This window comes from Corynebacterium sp. ZY180755 (assembly GCF_054331495.1).
On sequence record NZ_CM135811.1, the window covers coordinates 707,119 to 723,917 of the forward strand.

Here is a 16,799-nt window from a genome sequence, read left to right on the forward strand (position 1 = left end):
AACCAATGAATATTACTTACCTAGCTCAAGAGGACAACGCTGGTAACCCAGTACTGAACATGGTCGTGTTCGGTTTGTTCATCGTAGTGACCATGGCTGTCGTTCTCCGCGCCGGCAAAAAGACCTCCGAGGCATCTGACTTCTACACCGGTGGCGGTTCGTTCTCCGGTAAGCAAAATGGTCTCGCCATTGCAGGTGACTACCTCTCAGCAGCCTCCTTCCTCGGCATCGTCGGTGCAATCGCACTCTCCGGTTATGATGGCTTCCTTTACTCCGTCGGCTTCTTCGTTGCCTGGCTAGTGGCTCTCCTTCTCGTTGCAGAGCCACTGCGTAACGTTGGTCGATTCACCATGGCAGACGTTCTGTCCTTCCGCTTGAAGCAGAAGCCTGTACGTGTCGCCGCTGCATTCGGCACCCTGTTTGTGTCCTTGTTCTACCTGATCGCTCAGATGGCAGGCGCAGGAGCCCTAGTTTCTGTCCTCCTCAACCTGCATGACAAGACTGCGCAGTCCATCGTTGTTGGCGTTGTGGGCGTTCTGATGATCATCTACGTTTTGGTCGGCGGTATGAAGGGCACCACCTATGTGCAGATGATTAAGGCTGTTTTGTTGGTCGGTGGTATTACCATCATGACCGTTCTGGTGTTCGTGGCCGTCAAGGGTGGCTTTGGCTCACTGTTCTCTGAGGCTGTTAACGCTCACGCGGCATCCCAGTACATTACTGAGAAGGGGTACGAGGCATCTCAGCTCATGGAGCCAGGGCTCAAGTACGGCGAAAGCGCTACTACCAAGCTTGACTTCGTTTCCCTCGGCATCGCGCTGGTTCTCGGTACCGCTGGTCTGCCACACGTTTTGATGCGTTTCTACACCGTGCCTACCGCTACCGAGGCTCGTCGCTCCGTCGTGTGGGCAATTATTCTCATCGGTTCTTTCTACCTGATGACCCTGATCTTGGGTTACGGCGCAGCTGCGCTGGTTGGTCCGGACCGCATCATGGCTGCACCTGGTACCGCAAACGCTGCGGCACCGCTTCTGGCGCTCGAACTTGGTGGTTCCGTATTCATGGCGGCCATCTCCGCAGTGGCATTCGCTACCGTTCTGGCAGTGGTTGCAGGCCTTGCAATTACCGCATCTGCATCGGTTGCGCACGATATCTACGACGCCGTTATCCGCGACGGTCAGTCTACTGAGGAGGAGCAGGTTAAGGTTTCCCGCGCTACCGTCATTGTTATTGGCGTTGTTTCTATCATCCTCGGCATCTTGGCAATGGAACAAAATGTTGCGTTCCTTGTTTCTCTGGCGTTCGCTATCGCAGCATCCGCTAACTTGCCAACCATCCTGTACTCCCTGTACTGGAAGAAGTTCAACACCATGGGTGCTCTGTTCTCCATCTACGCTGGTCTGGGCTCCGCGCTGATCCTCATCTTCCTGTCCCCAGCGGTATCTGGATCACCAACGGCTATGTTCCCTAACGCTGACTGGGCTATCTTCCCGCTCACGTCACCAGGCATCGTTTCCATTCCACTGGCGTTTATCGCAGGCATTGTGGGCACCATGATTGGTAAGCCAGACAATTTCGATGATCTCCAGGCTGAGATGGAAGTTCGTTCCCTCACCGGTGTTGGTGTTGAAGCACCTGTTGACCACTAAAACCGGTAGTTAGCTCGGAGCACTTCTTCTTCCGGTATTAGCCGAATCTACAACCGTCGCCCTCCAAAAAAGGGTGGCGGTTTTGTTGTGTTGGAATTAGAACTAAGGCGATTGCAAACACTAGGATGTTTATGGTGGAAAGCAAAGCACATAAGCCGCACATGCGAGGTGATGGACGCCTCAGCACTGTGCTCATCTTGCTCGTTCCGCTTGTTGCCGTCATCGCGCTTCCGTTCGTGGCAGTTGGTTCTGGTGGGGAAGGAGACTTCCGTGCCGTTGCAAGTGTTCAGGGGGCTGGGCAAGGGGCAGCCTCTGGGCAGGCAATTCGCAATGTTCCCAGCATCTTAGGGGATGCGCCAGCAATCGATGAAGACGAACGTGTTCAAGATTCCCTCACCTCCCAGTTGACGTATGTCAATATTGATACCGGTGAGCACATTGGGTCATCGTCGGAACGTTTCATGCGATCGTCTCTTAGTCTTTCCAAGCTTTACATTGCTGATTACGTGTTTGAACACGGCACGAAAAGAGAACGTGCGTACGCCATGAAGATGGTGTCAAGTTCTAGCGATATGCTGGCTAACCGCTTATATGCCAAGTATCCGAATTCCATTACTGAAACTGCCAAGAAGTATGGATTGGAATCAACCCGCGATGAAGATCGGTGGGGGTACTCGCTAACTTCTTCATTTGACGTCGTTTCCTTCATCTCCCAGTTGCTTACTGAACATCCTGACTCGCAGGTGCTTCAGGCTATGCGCAACGCCTACCCATTTGGAGCAGATCGCACCCGCCAAAACTACGGCACGTATATCCTTGACGGCGTTGAGGGGTCCAAGTGGGGATGGTCTGATGACCGCAGTCTGCATTCTTCCGTGAGCTTCGGTCGCAATGAGAAGGGCGAGTTGTTTGTTGCTGCAGCTATGGTCACCGGTACGGCGGAGGATCTGACCACCTACGTGGAAAGCCATCTAGGTGAAACTGTGGGCATTGACGAGGAAAAAGCTAGCCGGTTCAAAGGAAAAGTACAGAAATAAGCAATGCGCCGCTCAGCACATGAGCGGCGCATTGTGTAATGGGTAGCCTTCTAGCTAGATAGCTTGATCAAGGTAGTGATCAAGTCAAGCTCCTGCTGTGATGGGACAGGGAAGGGGATTGCGCCTTCAGGTAGGAGTGAGGAAAGCGCATTGAGTTGCTCTGCCGTGATCGTTGGATTCGTAGCAGTTGGTGAAAGTGGGCTGGTTTCTGTGATATCGACCAGACTCTGATCCTTGGCGGGTGCGCCAGGTAGCCACTGTCCCCAATCCTTAGCGTAGACATTGTTGATGTCCACGGTGATGCCGTCGATGACGCGCTGCTGTGATTGTGGGAGCTGGTGGATGGTGGTGCGGGGGTGGATCTTGCCACCGGATCCCCAGTCATGCATCCAGAAGTATTCGCCCAATCCGTCTTGAGTTGCCCATTCAATGACGTTGTAGTTGCCGTACACGCCTAGTTTGAGGCCGGCTGCTTCCAGTGAAGTTTTGAAGGACTGAAGGTAGGGCCGGATTTGGCCGGTGTACTGGGCGCGGGTTGGATTGTCATCGATTGCGACATAGATAGGCACGCCTGTTGGTCCGCCCGCAGCCTTGTGGATAGCGATGGCTTGCGGTGCATGGACAACCGCACCCGCGGCGCCTTTGAGCCAGTCGGCAGTGTTGGCGCGGCCGTACTGGTACACGGAAGCGGTGGCTAGGCCAAGCGCAGCGTTGGCGGTGGTCTCCGCTAGCCGTACTGGCTTGCCCGCCATCCACTGTGCGTCTGGGCGAGGTTGGGATACGTAGCGAACTGTGCCGAGGTGGCCAGCGGCCTTGATGGAGCTTGCCGACGGCACGCCAGCGGAGAAATCGATCACCGTTCCCAGGATTGGTCCCAGCTGCGCGTGCGCCTTGGGCGCACCCGCGATACCAAGGGTCGCGGCTGCAGCGCCTATGGCTGCGAATTGCAGGAATGAGCGCCGAGAAATTTCGGTCATGATTCTCCCTTGAGTTGTGAAAATGCGTGTTCGGCGATGTATTAACTCACAAAATACATGACAATAGTCCCATAATTCACACTAATTAACAATAGTAACAAGGTTGTTATGGGTTCATTGGTGAGGGTGGGCAGAGATTCGCGTTCACGAGATGGGCGCTGCACGTAGCGCCTAGTCAGTGTCTACTCGGCCTCTTTGCTGGGATCCTCCCCAGCATCGTCAGGCAGGCTTACCTTGTCTGCTGGTTTGATCAGGGAAGCGACAAGCGGGAACAGTAACACCGTGGCTGAGCCGGCAGCCACCAAAATTGACGCGTGATTAGAGTCTAAGATGCCCGAGCTGACTGCCACCTCGGTCACCGCAACGATGATCGGCAGTGCGGTGGCCGAGTACAGGGAGAGCTGGGCGCGCTCGCGCCAGTCGACAAGCCCAGAGCCAGTATTTGTAAACTGCTCCCGCAGGAAGATGGGAAGACCGCGGGTGATGTAGAACAGTGGGACGAGAACGGCCAGTAACCACGGTTCCTCTGCCACTGCTTGTGGGTCTAGGGTCATGCCAGAGCATACGAAGAAGACTGGGATAAGAAGGCCGTAACCTAAAACGTCCAACCGCTGTTCCAAGGCGTAGCTGTAGCGTTCCGGCACTATTGTGCGGAGGATAAAGCCAGCAGCAAAGGCGCCCAGAACTACATCCAGCTCAAATACGGCAGCCACCGCCATGAGGATAGCGAGCATGGTCAACACCATGCGCAGGATCGTTTGATTTGTGGCGCTGGCGCCGTCCACCATAGCTTTAGTAATCCATGGTGCCACGGCTCCCAGGGTGCGCGGAACAATAGCTACCACGACTGCGATAGCTGCGAAGGTGAACAAAACTGTCGCGGTCAACCACGTAGCTCGTGTGGATAGTAGTAGCGCCATAGCCAAGATGGGCGATATCTCACCGATTGCCCCATGGAGCATTAAGGATTTACCTACCTTCGTCTCCAGCATTCCTTGTTGTTTAAGGATGGGGAGGAGGGTGCCAATAGCGGTAGATGTCATGGCAATGGCAAGCACAATCGCTGGGGCGTCTGAACCGATAATCAAGAATGCGCCCGCGAAACTCAGCACCGCGCAGATAAGCCAAGTAGAAAGCCCGGCGCGTGCCTGTTTGCCGCGCAGTAGTTGTGGGTCAATCTCGTAACCGGCCAAGAGGAAGAGCATGCCTAGGCCGAGTTCTTTGAGGATGCTAACGCCGGGCCCGATCTCCGCCAATGACAAAACGTTGGGCCCAATGATCAAACCGAAAGCAATGAGAAGCACTACGGCGGGAATGCGTTTTCCTGTGGCGTAGGAAACGGTTGGGGCTAGCAACGCGGCCACCATTATCCATGCGAACGCCACCAACGGTCCGGGGTCAGTTGCGCCGGCTGCAATCAAAGATACGTGGGTGGCATCGAAGGTCATGCGGCAATAATATATATCGAACGACAGAAATTGGAAATTTTTGAGGCAATATTCAAAGAGAGTGCACTCGACTTACGGCTGGCCATCGTGCAACCTTGTGCACAAAGACATGTGGGCGCCGGCTTCTTCACGCCGACGCCCTACCGCCATAGACGGTGCTCAAGGGTGTTAGATCACGTTGTTACGCTGAGCAAGCAATCGTTCGCACCCGTATACCGAGTTATTCAGACTCAACTCCAACCTCGTTAGAGTTAACGTCACCCATCAGGTGCCCGATTGCAATCTGGGCGTGCAGGCGCACACCGTACTCCAGTGCAGCATCGTTGACATAGAACTGTGGGCTGTGGTTTGGCACAAACCCGCGGCTTGACTCGTCGGTGGGCTCGATAGAGCCATCCTCAGTAAAAACGATATCCTGGCCGCCAAGAAGGGCGTACACACCGCCGAAACGGGCGATGAATTCTGACACGTCGTCATAACCCATATTGACCGGTAGCTCCATCACAGGGTTATCCCCAGCAACCTGCTCGTATACAGGCAGAACTGCATCAATCCATTCTGGAGTGTTGACCACTGGTGGGATCTGATCAAAGAACTCCACTGTGCCGGTGCAGCCGTGTGCCGCAGCAAGATGTTCGACGTAGCGGGAGATCCGCTCGTTAACATCCTCAACCACCGCAGAAGTCACGGAACGCACGGTACCCCAGATCTCTACTTGGTCGCCCACAATGTTGAAGCGTCCTTGGTCTACGATGTGGCCGAGCGAAATGGAGAAGCTCTCCTTAACATCCACCTGACGGTAGATCTGGCCAATATTGCTCAGCACATCACCGACTGCTGGCATAGGATCAATACCCTGCCATGGGGTAGAGCCATGAACCTGCTTACCCTTGATCGTGATTTTCACCGTCTCCGATGCGGCGTGTTGAACGCCACGCGTGTATCCGATGCTTCCCACTGGGCCTGGGGAAATGTGGATTCCAAATGCCATGCTTGGTTGCGGCTCTAGCAGGCCTTGCTCCTGCATCTGCGCGACCATGAAGTCTGCGCCACCATCCTCGCCCTGTGGTGGGCCCTCTTCGGCCGGCTGGAACACGAGCATGATGTCACCATGGATGTCGTCGCGAAGCCCGAAGAGAACCTTAGCTGCGCCCAGCAGCATGGCCACGTGGGTATCGTGGCCGCAGGCGTGCGCGACGGGGAATGGTCCGCCTGGGTAATCCTTATCCACCTTGGTAGATGCGAAGGACTCACCGGAATCCTCACGCACAGGCAGCGCATCAATGTCCGCGCGCAGAAGGACGGTCTTCTTTGAGTCTGAATCAGCTTCGCCGCGGATGAATGCCACAACGCCGTGGCCACCAACACCGCTTGAAATATCGCTGCTGTCGATTCCGATGGTCTCGAGCTGCTTAATGATGAACTGTTCGGTCTCAGTTTCCCGGTTGGGGAGCTCAGGATTCTCGTGGACGTGGTGACGCCACTCAATTACCTCGTCAGCTATCGAGGCTGCGGCCTCATCTACGCGGGTATAAAGCTCCGATAGGTCTGTAGTAGTCATTAGTCATACTCCCATCTCAAACGGATTGTTGCTGACCTAATCCCATACTTTCTATGCCCTGAGTTCTTCTCAGCTTTTACGTATGGGCGATAATCCGAAGTGTACGCCTAAACGCGCAGGAACCGCGGTGAGGAGTGGTTTGCGATTGCTGGTAGAACGTCATTCTCGTCTCTAGTCCTGAAACGCTAAAGTTGATGCTTCCTAGCCTTATCGATGTGCAGAATCTTAGGCGTACACGCAGTTTGTAGTGAGTTTTGTTGTGAACATGTCATCGAATCAAGTAGCCGAGGAAGATGGTTGCCGGAGATGCGTTCTTCATTTCTTCGTTGCCCGCCCGATTTACCCATTGGATTTGAATTACGTTCGTGAATGGATCGTTCGCGGCCATAAGTTAGCGTAGGGAGCCAGTTCGGCAGCGCTCGGGAAATCGTGGCAGGATCCGTCTGTTATGAGGAACGCGGCCGCGGTCTGTGGCAGATATCTAGCATGCCTTGAAGGAATTCTGCCTCAGGTATCTGACCGGTGTGTCTTCTACTTGAACTGCGATAACTTCGCAGTGCTCGAGCTTGGTAAAGCAGTCCGTGCGCAGATTTTCACACCTAAGTTTTCTTCCATATGGCCTCTGATGGCCACGGTTTGTGCGGTTTAAACAAAAAACATTGCGTTGATGGCCGGTTGAGGGGTTATTTGCGCCGTTGCCAGGGGAGGGATTTACCTTCCAGTGTTTGACACAGAAATACCCAGAGAGGATATGTACCTGACCGGGGCTTTAGGCACTGCCCACATCGCGGTGCAGGCTCGGGTGGCCATGGTCCAGCACAGCATTCTGCTGGTGATGTAGCCTGTGGTGCACAGGGACTTGGGGGTGATCTGTGGGGAGGCCGTATCGTGAGTTTCGCCTTTTGTAAGGTTGAGGTTGAAATTAGACGTAGATTTTTGCTTCCTGATTGATGAATGTTGGCAAGTGATTGAGGACGGGTTCGAGGACTCGTTGGCACTCTATGCGTCTTATACGGCTTCGAGAAAAACGCTCTGACAAGGGATTTTGGTTCAAATGTAATCCGTTTGCACTTGAACATGTCTGGTATCGTGTAGAAAAGCTAGCTCGCCCACCGAAAAGCTTCTTTCTCTAAGACTGAAGTTCTGTCGTTGATAAGGGAAAGCTTTTAATCCGTCCTTTGAATACAAGGGAGAGGTTGCTTTTATGGGAAATGGGAAGAAAGAACGTCTCTTACAGTCAGACGGTGTCGTCTTTGCACTACTTGCACTCTTCGTTGCACTTTTTTATGTAGCCTTGGCCTCTGGTGGCGGTATATTCCGCATAAATCAGGCTGTACTTGCGTTTATGTTCGTGCCAGCGGCTTATTTTTGGCGTATGCGACCTGTCTCCTCGGCAATTGCGATGTTGCTTTTGTTATATCTATGGTCCATCAATTGGATAATGGCTCTACCGGAGAACTTAGGTGTAACCCCTTTCATTCTTTTCTTACTGGTAGCAGCTTTTTCAATTAGCCGTTATTTAAAAAGTACTTCGTTCTTGCTACTTTTTGCTGGGTTGTCGTTCGTATATTGCCTCATTTCCCCCTTGATGTGGCAACCTACTGAAACTGGTCTTTTATATAGGTCTTTAGGCCAATCTGTTTCTTGGACTTTGGTTCAGTGGCTCTTGCTACTTGTAATAATGCAGGCAGGGCGTCGTATACAAAGAGAGTCAGAGCATAAGCAGCGAGAACAAAGGGAAAGGGAACAAGCCGCTATTGATGCCATGGCCGTAGTGCAAAATCGTGAGCGTCTGGAGACCGCTCGGGAAATCCATGACGTTCTTGCTCATAGCCTAACCTTGATAAACGTTCAATCATCAGCGGGTATAGTTACTGCCCAAGCTACGTCTTCAGGCGCAGACGAAGATGTTATCGAAATACTGAAGAATATCCGTTCTATTAGCGCAGATTCATTAAGTGAAGTCCGTGGAATTGTAAAGACGCTACGCAGTAGATCAGATACCAAAGAGCTTGGCGGTATGGGGAAAATTGCCGATATCCCACTACAGATTGAGCGGTTTACGAAAACTGGCATGGAAATTAAAACTTCTCTGCCAACTGAAGTTAATCTTTCTCAACTCATTAACACATTGCCAGTACTAGTGCAGCTAGCCATTCGAAGAGTGTTGGATGAATCTCTCACGAATGCGCTACGGCATCAGGGCCATAATTCGAAGGTTGTTATTGAGATTAATGTAGATAAAGAGAAAGGTGAGATTCTTATCTCTATTAGCAGTAGAGGTAAGAAGACTGAACCCAGCAAGATTAAAGGATCTGGAAGCGGCTTAATTGGAATGAAAGAGCGAGTCGAAAGCCTAGGGGGGTGGATTAGTTATCAGCAAGACGGTGACTTGTTTATCGTCAAAGCGATGATCCCTACGGTTCTTGAGATCTAGGTAATAGTTTCAATTATCGGCCTCCGCCCATGTAAAGAATTGAGTTCCTGTGAGTGAAAATATCCGCATCCTTATAGCTGATGACCAACCGATGATAGCGTCTGCATTAAAGACGATATTGAGTAGTAGTGAGGATCTAGAGGTTGTTGCTACAGCTGGTGATGGCTTGAGGGCTGTAGAACTCGCCCGAGAATGGGACATAGACGTCGCTGTATTAGACATTCAAATGCCTCGGATGGATGGCATTGAAGCTGCCAGGCTCTTGTTGAAGGAACATGAGGATCTGAAGGTCCTCATGTTAACTACCTTTAACTCTGAAGATTTAGTTGGGGAAGCGTTGGAAACAGGAGTTCATGGTTTCCTTTTGAAGGATGCGGACCCCGAGGTTCTAGCTGATGCTATTAGAAGAATTCATCAAGGAGCATCGGTTCTTTCTCCAGACGTTACCCAGTATGTTATAGACGGATTTCGTTTGGGTCATATGAAGCGTACTCGGTCGGAGGAAGAAACCAACCTTGTAAGTTCCTTGACTGCGCGCGAAAAGCAAGTCTTATCGCGTGTCGCCAGAGCAGAAACAAATGCTGAGATAGCTGAAGCGCTGTTTATTGGTGTTGCTACCGTTAAAACGTACGTTTCACGGCTCATAACGAAGCTTGGTGTTAGGGACCGCGTAGGGCTTGCTGTATGGGCTCATAAATTCAACGTGGTTGAAAATTAAAGAGACTCTATTCCTCCTCGAGGATGAACGAGAATCCCCCTCACGGATGAAAAAGAATTTCAAAAAATCACTCGCCGGACTGATGTATGGACACTGCCGAGTAACGCACTATTAATACATGATTTCAAATGACTCTTTTTCTCCCGCAATATCCTGTCAAGATCTCCGCATTAACTACTCCGGAAACCAAGTGCTTGATGGATTTTCGATGGATGTAGTTCCCGGCCGTGTTCACGCACTTCTAGGACGAAACGGCGCCGGTAAGTCCACTTGCTTCCGCATGATTCTAGGATTGGAATATCGCGGCGAGGGGAAGGTCGAAGTATTAGGCCGGACACGCAGCAGAGAAAGTTTGAAGGATATTGGTGCATCCATCAATGGCCCTGCTCTGTATCGCCATCTTTCTGCAACAGATAATCTTCGTATCCATGCCAAGTTGTTGGGTTTGGATCGCTCAGAAGTTGATCGAGTACTCGCGGCCGTGGGGCTTTCCATGGCGGGGCGCAAGAAGACCCGAGACTTCTCTACCGGCATGAAAGCTCGCCTAGCAATCGCAATTGCGATGTTGGGAAATCCAAAGATTCTTATCTTAGATGAGCCTCAGAACGGCTTGGACCCCCAGGGAATCGCCGATCTCCGAGGATTCATTCGAGGTTGGGCTCGTCAAGGTGGCACTGTACTTATTAGTTCTCACCAATTGGGTGAAGTTGCCAAGTTAACAGATGACATCACAGTGCTTGCATCCGGCAAGACCCTCTATACCGGCACTTTGAAAGATTTTGCACCGGCTGGACAACTAGAAGAGAAATTCTTAGCTATGACCCAAGGTGGTGTTTCTGTTGCTGCGCACTAAGGAAGATTCTTCGCATCCGCAGTTCAGTGCTGGTTTTCTGGCTTTGATTCAAGCAGAGCTTATTAGAACACGGAATTCCGCCCTCCAGTGGTTCCCTCTTGTCGGGCTTTTGATTGGCGTAATTAGCTCTACTTTTTCATTCTGGTCTTCTGGAGCTGACGACGCATCTGGGGTTCTTAGCTGGCAAGCGATGTTTGTAACAGGAATGGCCGCGCCACTTCTAGCTCTACTAGGCGGACTATCTGAAGACCGTGAACGCTCCGCGCGAAATGGTGGTGTAGACCTTCGGTTTGTTTCGATGCAAGGAACTCGAGCCGCTCGACTGATTGTATTAATTCTGATATCAGCTTTGCTTCATTGCCTAAACTTCGGAACTGCCTGGATGTTATCCGTTCTTGCAGGTAGAGATGGTGCCGGATTGCTACTTGAAGCGGGATTACTATCGTTCATTGCAAACATATCAACAGTTGCTATTTTCGCACTGATCGCACGATTTATTCCGCTTATCGCAGTCCTTTTGCTTGCCATGATCTACCAGCTAATTGGTACCTTGACTGCAGAGAATACGCTCTGGATGTTTATCCCGCCGAGCTGGTCAGTCCGTGTAACGCTTCCAGTGCTTGGTATTCATGCCAACGCTGTGCCCATCGAACCAGGCAACACCCTTCTTGAGGAGTCGCTGGTCCTAGCTCTGGTGCTCTGCACTATTTTTGGTGCCATTGCCTGCTACTTGGTGATAATTGTTTCCCCTAGGCGCCCTAAGGCAATAAAAAATAGAAGAAGCGACAACAATTCTAATTCTGATGGAGACACAGAACTCGAGCAGCTTGGCAAAACCCTAACAGATTCCACTCTTGATGCAGAGACTAATCTACGAACAGAAGCTTCCGCATGGCAGTCGCTGTTAGCCGTAAACGTTGCACTGTTGAAGAGCAGTGCAACGTACCTCTCGGTATTCGCAGTAATTTTGCTTCTAGTGGTTGGTTACGTCTATGACTCTGACTACGTGACCGGTCTCTACACTTACTTTCTCCTACCAGTTGGGGCCGGATTCCTACCTGTTTTGACTTGGAGAGGGGTTTCTACGGCTTGGGCGCTATCAGTTACCGAAAATGCAAAACTGCGTACCGCTTTTCTTGCCTGGCATTTCTTACTGATTCTAATCATCTCAGTAGCAGCCGTTGGTGCATGTATCTTCACAACTAGTCTGACGGGGGATGTGCTTCGAATGCTCCTTTTGTGGGGAACAACAGGAACAATCCTCACCTTTCTGAGCGCAATAATTTGCATCAGATTTGGCTCAGGAGCGGCTATTGCTTGGACAATTTTTGTCACGGTGCTTGCAGCTACATTGGGTGGAGATGTTCTTGCAGAAACTGCCCTCTGGATTGTGGCCCTCCCTGCTTGGCCCGTTATTGCAAATACCCAGATTCGGTTCTGGATAGCTATTGCTATGCAGATTCCTCTTTTTGCAATAGCTATTCCCATTGTTTATAAGACAATGCGCAGCCACGAACGTGCTTCGTAACCTGGAAATAAGGACATCGAGAATAGTAAACACTCTGATTGCAACTAGGTGCGTAAAAGATCTTAAAAGTCGTTTGACTCAAACCGCCGGAGAGCTTCAAATTAATGGAAACAAGATTTCAAGCGACCGCGCGGTTGAGCTTCGTCTCCAAGTAGTTAATGCCGGCTATCGAATGTCAGGGGCCAAAGAGCTTCAGAAACACTTCCACGGAGGATTCTGTGGACATTCATCTCTCTGGCACCCGCTGGAAGTATGTCTGAAAGCCAGCACTGATATTCACTACGACCTCAACCATGTTCGTTAGGCACCCAATCACCCGTGAGTCCTGCAAGATCCATATCTTCGTAGCCGTATTCAGGCATGCTGTTTGAGCACGGTTTCCTTGATGAGAAGCAGCCATGATGGCGGGACGGGCATCGCCTTGTTTTTGAGTATTTCGGTGGGGTGCTGATGTTGTTCTGCCCGACAACGCCTCTACAGCATCCGCCCAGATCGCTAAAGGTGATAGGGGCATGGAGCGGGAATGGTAAGGATTAGGAATTTCTCGCACATGACTAGATGACCACATTACCAACGAACTCATTGCATTCGCGTGAGAAAGAAAACGTGGAATAAGGTCTAACGGTATTGGCGAGCTGGGTAATCAACTAGCTCGCTGATAAATTTTTTCCGCCTTGGTGGCCTGAATGAGGCGGTGCTTACCTAGGAAGATGCCGTTAATGAGTGCACCTCGTTTCGCAAGCAGCAGCGCTGCCGAAGCATGATTTTCGCCGAGTACGAGCAGTAAGAGCTTGGTGATTCTCCTGCCACTGATTGGGCCGATACTGTGTGGAAGGAGGGTGTCCAGCGATGTCGCCAAGCTATTCAAGGTCTCACGCGAATGGGTCTACAACCCTGCTCAAGCGTTACGATCCGAATGGTGTACCCGAAATGATCGGGTGGATAAAGCAGGCCGCGTAACCATCCGATACGCAGGAAAACTATTCCACCTAGGCATCGGACGCGGCTACGCGGGACAGGAAGTCACCATGGTGATCACCGACAAGTACATCACCACAGCCCTAAAGGACACCGGCGAAATCATCGCAGAACACATCATCGATATCTCCCGCGACTACCAAAAACCAATAAAGCGCCAAGAGTCCTAGACAAACAATAAACCGGCGGGTTCAGAACAAAAATCTGAACCCGCCGGTTTGTCCATCATGTCCCGACTCATACTGTCAAGTATGACCCGACTGGTGACAAATGCGCCCCAGAGAGGAATCGAACCTCCGACAAAACCCCACCTACCAGCATCAACCAGCAGATTTAAGCGACTTCCACGACAATCCCACGACAGTAGAAACAGCAGCAGCCACCGCGTCTAAATCGTCCTCAAACAAGTGCGAATACTTATCCAGCGTGACTTTAGCCGACGAATGCCCCAACTGCCGCTGCACTACAAGCACCGACGCCCCGGCACTAATCAGAATCGACGCTGCAGCATGCCTCAAATCATGCGGCGTAACACTCGGGAAAGTCACATCCGCCGCCTGACACTCGCGTATCGCGGTATGCCACCACGACCGCTTAGAAGGGGTGGTGACAAAACCGCCCCGCTGGTTTGTCCACAGCAAAGCGGACGGCAGTTTTCCTCGCACCACATCCCGCAGCGCATCGACCACAATCGGAGGCAAGGCAATCACACGCGCCTTACGATTTTTCACCTCACCAATGACAAGTCCCGACTCGGTCTTTACCACGGACTTGCTAATCATCGCGCGCCCACGCTCTAGCTCCACGTCACCTACGGTGAGCGCCGCGGCTTCACCCCACCGCGCCCCGGTGTAGGCCAAAAACACCACAAGAGATTGATAGCGGCTAGTAGTTCGAATCAGCAGCTCAACCTGCTGGGGCGTGAGCGTCGTGAGCTTCGCCCGAGACTTCGATGGAAGCCGGATACCATCACACGGATTACGGCGCAGCAGACCATCACGCACGGCCATGACACACAGATTCGACAGCAGATGAAAAGCACGCTGCACAACAGTAGGGGATTTACCAGCTTCCACCAGGCCATTCACCCAGCGCTGAACATCCAGAGGTTTGATGCTCGAAATAGACACAGCGCCCCAGCGGGGTTTGACATGAGTATCCCACGACGAGGTGAGCGCCATCAGCGACGATTCGGCGAGGTGGTGCTGAGACGCTTTCCACACAGGCCATAGCGTGGATATCTTCACCCGCCCTGCGTTCGGGTCGATCCAATCACCCTCGCGTACTGCGGTGGCGTTTTTCTCCGCCCAAGCCTGCGCCTCGTTTTTGGTGCGGAAGCCCTGTTTTGTGCGTGACCGCCCATCGGGACTACGGTACTGCACACGCCACGCCGTGCCCTTCGCAGTCGCATATTTTCTAATGCTTGCCATGCTAAAATATCCTTTGCGTACACGCCCACCACTCACCCTGTGATGTGAGCGTTATCTACGATTCACCCCGCTGGTTTTCCGCCAAGAACACCCAGCGGGGTGAAATTTTTATGCCTTAAGCCGGTAGATCAAACACCCACCGGAAGCCAAATGCAGTCAATCGAAGTTCCTGAGCACCTTCTGGAATGTCAAGGTGAGTAACGAACTTCTCTGTATCTCCAGTCCGAAGATCAACCCACCACGGTTTAGTGCTCATGTCCTCAACTAGACACGACTGACTCTGTAGTAAGTCGCGGTTGACGCCATCCTTGTCAAGAACAGACCACTGGGCTGCAAACATGAATGAAGCAGCATCCATATCGTCGAAAATGCCCGCGTTCTCTGCTGGCGCGGAGACTGTGGAGTCCATACGCACTAGGTAAGTGCCGGGGGCTTGTGGATCGAGTGAAGTTTCATCGCACGTGTCTAGCTTCTCAAGAGCGTCGATGGTGAAAAAGACTTCACATTCTTGATCTTCGTTACACATGGTGCCGTGACGTTTGCCTACCTCACCTTTTGTCTCTGTTTCTGGATCTAGTTCCCGGCCTGCTGGAACCGTGTTGCCTTCTTGCTGGGTGGTGGATTCCGCCTGTGTGGTTGCTTCGTTGGCGGCTTCAGGTTCGCTGGTTTCGCCGCATCCTGTTAGTAGGAGTGTGCTTACGGCTAGTGGTGTGATGAGTTTCTTCATGTTGTGATCCTTTCGTTGAGTGTTCTCCACACCTCTAGGAGGTATGTGGTGACGCCTAGCTCGTTGGCGAGGGCGTCGAGGGCGGTGCCGTGGATTTCCTCCGCTAAGGCGTACTCCACGGGGCTGATCAAATAGGTGGCTGCGAAGTGGTCGGCTGCGCGTTCCGCGCGGGCGTCGAACACGGTGCCGGTGGGCACGTCCCCGCGGATGGCATGGCCGATTTCGTGAGCCAACGTTGAGACTAGCTGCCGGTCTGTCAGGTCGTCCCTGAGTGAGATGACCTTCACATGGTGGAGGTAGTAGCCGGTGCCCCTGCCTGCGTGGTATTGGACGTGCAGGCCAAGGGCTTCTGCTAGGCCGAGTAGGTCGTTAAGCTTCGTAATCGCCTGGGTCTCCTTCCTGCTCCTCTGGGGCGTGATTTGCTGCGGCTTGGTCAATATACAAATCGAGTGGGACATCCTCGCGTGGAGCTTTCGAACGCCTACGCGCCTGCAGCTCGTTCATGGTGTCGAGCTTTGCTTTCGCTACTGCGCCCATGGAGACAAGTTCCGTAAGTGACATTTCTTCTTCCGCTAATCGCTTTACAAGTTGAGCGGTGGTAGCTGCTGCCAAGGTGGTGCCGTCGCCTTCGAAGAAGTCGTAAACATCCTCAATTCTTACGAATCCGAGTTCTTGGAGTGCTTGAACTGGGTTGATTTCCCATGCCTCACTGAGCTTAAGAACGTCATCTGCGGTGAGTGCTCCGTTTATTCGCTTGTTGGCTGTTTTGCGCGTGACTTTCAGAATTCCAGCGACTTCCTGGTCGGTGATTGGGCTTCCGACTTGCTGCGCGAACCATTGCTTAATGTCCATGAAATTCATTCTAATGGGTAAAAAACTTCTCATCAAGTATGGGGGTAGCAGGAAAAAGAGAAATTGAATACCCCCATGTGTGTAGCAAGGCTTGACTCTCCCTAAAGGGTGAGTAATCTAATACACATCAACCCAATAAACCCAAGGAGATAGGGAATGTTTTTACTCTCACTCGATGAGATTGACCGCATTAAGCGAATCAATCGGATTGACGGGGTTGTCGATCTAGCCGAAATCACAGGGGTAAACCGCAAGACATGGAGCGAAGCCCTGAAATACAGGACTCCCACACCCAAGGTTTTGCAAGCACTAGCGACTCTAGGTGCTCGCCCTGATCGAATCCTGATCTACGAACCTCAAGACGTAGCCGCCTGATTCAGGAGCCTGGTTGGAAACCTCCGAGGTTCGAGGCCTCGGCAGGCACGAGGGCTAACGCCCAATGTTGTATGTGAACTCAATAGAGAGACCAACCCCGTCGTAGAACGGTAGACGGGGAAGTGTCCTAGCGGGACTACTTACTAGTGCGAGCCGGTGTCTTAGAAGGCCATGACCACTGGTGCCGACAGGCAGAAACCACCTAACCACCGTAGCGGGTCAAGGGTGA

At 52.1% G+C, this 16,799-nt stretch carries 15 protein-coding genes; 8 read left to right on the forward strand and 7 right to left on the reverse strand.

Annotated features, from left to right (window positions below):
* Window positions 1-5: 5 nt before the first annotated feature.
* A complete protein-coding gene (locus ACXM2N_RS03220) occupies window positions 6-1,649 on the forward strand; it encodes a solute symporter family protein (RefSeq protein WP_458489951.1) in 1,644 nt (547 codons plus the stop codon).
* Between the two features lie 131 nt (window positions 1,650-1,780).
* On the forward strand, window positions 1,781-2,686 hold the full coding sequence (locus tag ACXM2N_RS03225) for a hypothetical protein (RefSeq protein WP_458489953.1): 906 nt from the start codon (window positions 1,781-1,783) through the stop codon (window positions 2,684-2,686).
* A 50-nt stretch (window positions 2,687-2,736) separates the two neighbouring features.
* Here ACXM2N_RS03225 and ACXM2N_RS03230 read toward each other — a convergent pair whose 3' ends face one another.
* The 3 genes from ACXM2N_RS03230 to ACXM2N_RS03240 form a co-directional block, all read right to left on the reverse strand.
* Window positions 2,737-3,663 carry a DUF1906 domain-containing protein gene (locus ACXM2N_RS03230; protein ID WP_458489955.1) on the reverse strand — a complete coding sequence of 309 codons (927 nt, stop codon included), beginning with the start codon at window positions 3,661-3,663 and terminating at the stop codon, window positions 2,737-2,739.
* Window positions 3,664-3,845: 182 nt separating this feature from the next.
* The gene (locus ACXM2N_RS03235) at window positions 3,846-5,111 is read right to left on the reverse strand and encodes a cation:proton antiporter (protein ID WP_458489957.1); all 1,266 of its coding nucleotides are present in this window, start codon (window positions 5,109-5,111) and stop codon (window positions 3,846-3,848) included.
* 220 nt (window positions 5,112-5,331) lie between these two features.
* Window positions 5,332-6,672 (reverse strand): amidohydrolase, encoded by a 1,341-nt coding sequence (locus tag ACXM2N_RS03240; RefSeq protein ID WP_458489959.1) that lies wholly within the window; start codon window positions 6,670-6,672, stop codon window positions 5,332-5,334.
* 1,204 nt (window positions 6,673-7,876) lie between these two features.
* On the opposite strand from ACXM2N_RS03240, the gene ACXM2N_RS03245 reads away from it, so the two are divergent.
* The 5 genes from ACXM2N_RS03245 (at window position 7,877) to ACXM2N_RS03265 (ending at window position 13,356) form a co-directional block, all read left to right on the forward strand.
* Window positions 7,877-9,109, forward strand: coding sequence for a sensor histidine kinase (locus ACXM2N_RS03245; protein WP_458489961.1), 1,233 nt, complete (start codon window positions 7,877-7,879; stop codon window positions 9,107-9,109).
* Window positions 9,110-9,158: 49 nt separating this feature from the next.
* Window positions 9,159-9,827, forward strand: coding sequence for a response regulator (locus ACXM2N_RS03250; RefSeq protein ID WP_458489963.1), 669 nt, complete (start codon window positions 9,159-9,161; stop codon window positions 9,825-9,827).
* Window positions 9,828-9,945: 118 nt separating this feature from the next.
* Window positions 9,946-10,680, forward strand: a complete 735-nt coding sequence (locus ACXM2N_RS03255) for an ATP-binding cassette domain-containing protein (protein WP_458489965.1) — start codon at window positions 9,946-9,948, stop codon at window positions 10,678-10,680.
* Window positions 10,658-12,208 carry a hypothetical protein gene (locus ACXM2N_RS03260; protein ID WP_458489967.1) on the forward strand — a complete coding sequence of 517 codons (1,551 nt, stop codon included), beginning with the start codon at window positions 10,658-10,660 and terminating at the stop codon, window positions 12,206-12,208. The genes ACXM2N_RS03255 and ACXM2N_RS03260 overlap by 23 nt, the downstream gene beginning before the upstream one ends.
* Window positions 12,209-13,047: 839 nt before the next feature.
* A complete protein-coding gene (locus tag ACXM2N_RS03265; protein WP_458489969.1) occupies window positions 13,048-13,356 on the forward strand; it encodes a hypothetical protein in 309 nt (102 codons plus the stop codon).
* 150 nt (window positions 13,357-13,506) lie between these two features.
* On the opposite strand, the gene ACXM2N_RS03270 is transcribed toward ACXM2N_RS03265, so the two are convergent.
* From ACXM2N_RS03270 to ACXM2N_RS03285, 4 genes are all read right to left on the reverse strand, one after another.
* Entirely contained in the window at window positions 13,507-14,616 is a 1,110-nt protein-coding gene (locus ACXM2N_RS03270; RefSeq protein ID WP_458489971.1) for a tyrosine-type recombinase/integrase, read from the reverse strand.
* Between the two features lie 115 nt (window positions 14,617-14,731).
* Window positions 14,732-15,343: a hypothetical protein gene (locus ACXM2N_RS03275; RefSeq protein ID WP_458489973.1), complete on the reverse strand. Its 612-nt coding sequence runs from the start codon at window positions 15,341-15,343 to the stop codon at window positions 14,732-14,734.
* A complete protein-coding gene (locus tag ACXM2N_RS03280; protein WP_458489975.1) occupies window positions 15,340-15,801 on the reverse strand; it encodes an ImmA/IrrE family metallo-endopeptidase in 462 nt (153 codons plus the stop codon). Before ACXM2N_RS03280 ends, ACXM2N_RS03275 begins: the two co-directional genes overlap by 4 nt.
* The gene (locus ACXM2N_RS03285; RefSeq protein ID WP_458489977.1) at window positions 15,713-16,195 is read right to left on the reverse strand and encodes a hypothetical protein; all 483 of its coding nucleotides are present in this window, start codon (window positions 16,193-16,195) and stop codon (window positions 15,713-15,715) included. Before ACXM2N_RS03285 ends, ACXM2N_RS03280 begins: the two co-directional genes overlap by 89 nt.
* A 156-nt stretch (window positions 16,196-16,351) precedes the next feature.
* Here ACXM2N_RS03285 and ACXM2N_RS03290 point away from each other — a divergent pair, with 156 nt between their 5' ends.
* Window positions 16,352-16,570, forward strand: coding sequence for an XRE family transcriptional regulator (locus ACXM2N_RS03290; RefSeq protein ID WP_458489979.1), 219 nt, complete (start codon window positions 16,352-16,354; stop codon window positions 16,568-16,570).
* Window positions 16,571-16,799: the final 229 nt, after the last annotated feature.